We start from the raw sequence: 2,072 nt of genomic DNA on the forward strand, positions 1-2,072 counted from the left end.
TTTGTCGTAAACTAGGCATGCGGGATAGGGACCTCCTTGGTCGGTTTGTCGGTCAACAATACCCATACCAGAGAGCGTCCTTCTCCCGCAACCCCAAGTGTCACATATGTATGGTAAACCCAGACGGTATGTGACGGTTGCGTTTCCCTGGGGATATGGTATACTTACAGAGCTACGTCTGTGGTAGATCGGTGAGTGTGTGCGCTACACTGCTTCCCAGGACGGGTGCGAGACGGATTTGGGATCCGTAAACAAGAGCGGAGGTGTTGAAGTGTATTACAGGAAACTCATAAGGCGATTTACGACGATCGGTGCGATATGCCTCATCTCTCTCCTGAGCTGGAGCATGTCGCTGGCGGCTACGCCTGAGGAAACGATCGAGTTGGCAAAGGCGGGCACGAAGAACGCTGTATCTGTCATACAAAACGGGAAGGGGAAGATTACCCAGAGCGTTACTAGACAAAGGCAGGACGGAAGCATTGCGGAGACCGAGGCCGTCGCAGATATGGCGTTCAGGGGAGATAAGCTCAGGATCAATGAGTTGCTCACCGATCCCACAAATGTTGTGCCTGCCGCAGCAACCGAGGAAGGCGCCAAGAAGACGTACCCTACTGACCACAAGGCGGTTTCTTTCGATGGCGAAAAACTGACGTACTTTGAGGCGCGCACCAGGTTCCCCAGAGCTCAGGTGGGCACTGTTGAGGGCAGCGGGGGGATCATCAAGAATTACTATCACCGAAAGAAGCTGGACTATGGCGTTCTGGAGAACCACGGCGTATGGGACATATATTGCGGCGCACCCTCTTTCCCTCAGGTTGATGGAGGGCTGCGGTTCGTTGGAAATGAGACGATAGACGGGAGGGACTGCATCGTTGTCGAGCGCACGATACTCACAATGTCCAAAGAATGCGATCCTGTACCCGTACGGAGCACTATCCTCGAATGGAGTATAGACACTGGTAAGGGATTCACGATTCCACGTTATCGACTCTGGGTAGGGGATAAGGATGGGAACAAGACAATCCTGGCCGAGGAGAGAAACAACGAAGTCAGAGACTATGGCAACGGAGTATGGGGTCCATCCAAGTCCGTGGTAGTCGGGTATGCCATTGATGAGCAGGGGGAGAGGTACGAGGATACCCGGATAGTCACGGAATACGCTTCGGATTTCGTTCTGAATGGAAACGTGACCGATAGCGATCTGACTGTCAAACTGCCGGCTAAGACCCGGGTCTGGAACTCGATAACGGGCGAATCGTACCAAGCGCCGTAGACCCTGAAACGAGTTCAAGGTGACGGTCTCGGCGTGACGGGCCGAAAGAACCGACGGCCTGAGTGCGCCTACTCACAGCCCCGTCCAGTCCTGAGTGCGCGCTCCGGCGCGTGTATCGAAGGACGGCCTCGTGCCCCAAGAGCGCCCTTCGATACACTCTCCGCTTCGCTCCGAGCACTCAGGGCTGACGGTTTCAGGGTGAATGCTCAAGGCTGACTGCTCCGGGGCGCAGGCTCAGGGCTGTCGGTTCCTGTCTGCTGGCGCTCTCTGAATGCATCCCAGTCCTGCTTCCTGGCCAACTGGACGATGATCTCGTACTCTCCACGCGCCAGCGCTTCCTTCTTGGCACGGGTCCATCCCTTGATGCGAGCCTCCGCCTCTTTGGCCTCGTTCCGTGTGGCAAACCGTTCCGACCAGACAAGCCTGACAGGACGCCGCTTGGCGGTGTAAACGCACTTTCCACCCGCCTGGTGCTCCGCAACTCTCTTCTCGAGATCGTCGGTATGCCCTGCGTAGTATGAGTTGTCGGCGCACAACAGCATATATGCGTAGAATGGTTGGCCCATGCCTTACCTGCTTGAACAACACTCCGAGATCAGCACCGTCGAGTCCTGAACGCGCGGTACCATGGACCCGCTAGTCCTGAGTTCTGCCGGCAACCTAGACCCGTCCAGTCCTGAGTGCGCGCTCCGGCGCGTGTATCGAAGGACGGCCTCCTGACCCAAGAACGCCCTTCGATACACTCTCCGCTTCGCTCCGAGCACTCAGGGCTGACGGTGATGGGTGACCGGCGACCAGT

2 protein-coding genes are annotated in these 2,072 nt (G+C 56.7%); one reads left to right on the forward strand and one right to left on the reverse strand.

Annotated features, from left to right (window positions below):
* Window positions 1–271 precede the first annotated feature (271 nt).
* Complete coding sequence (locus tag KBC96_11385; protein MBP6964998.1) at window positions 272–1,273, forward strand: hypothetical protein; 1,002 nt, start codon at window positions 272–274, stop codon at window positions 1,271–1,273.
* A gap of 206 nt (window positions 1,274–1,479) precedes the next feature.
* Here KBC96_11385 and KBC96_11390 read toward each other — a convergent pair whose 3' ends face one another.
* Window positions 1,480–1,839, reverse strand: a complete 360-nt coding sequence (locus tag KBC96_11390) for a GIY-YIG nuclease family protein (GenBank protein ID MBP6964999.1) — start codon at window positions 1,837–1,839, stop codon at window positions 1,480–1,482.
* Between the last annotated feature and the right edge of the window lie 233 nt (window positions 1,840–2,072).

The sequence above is a fragment of the Armatimonadota bacterium genome (assembly GCA_017993055.1).
GTDB lineage: Bacteria > Armatimonadota > UBA5829 > DTJY01 > DTJY01 > JAGONM01.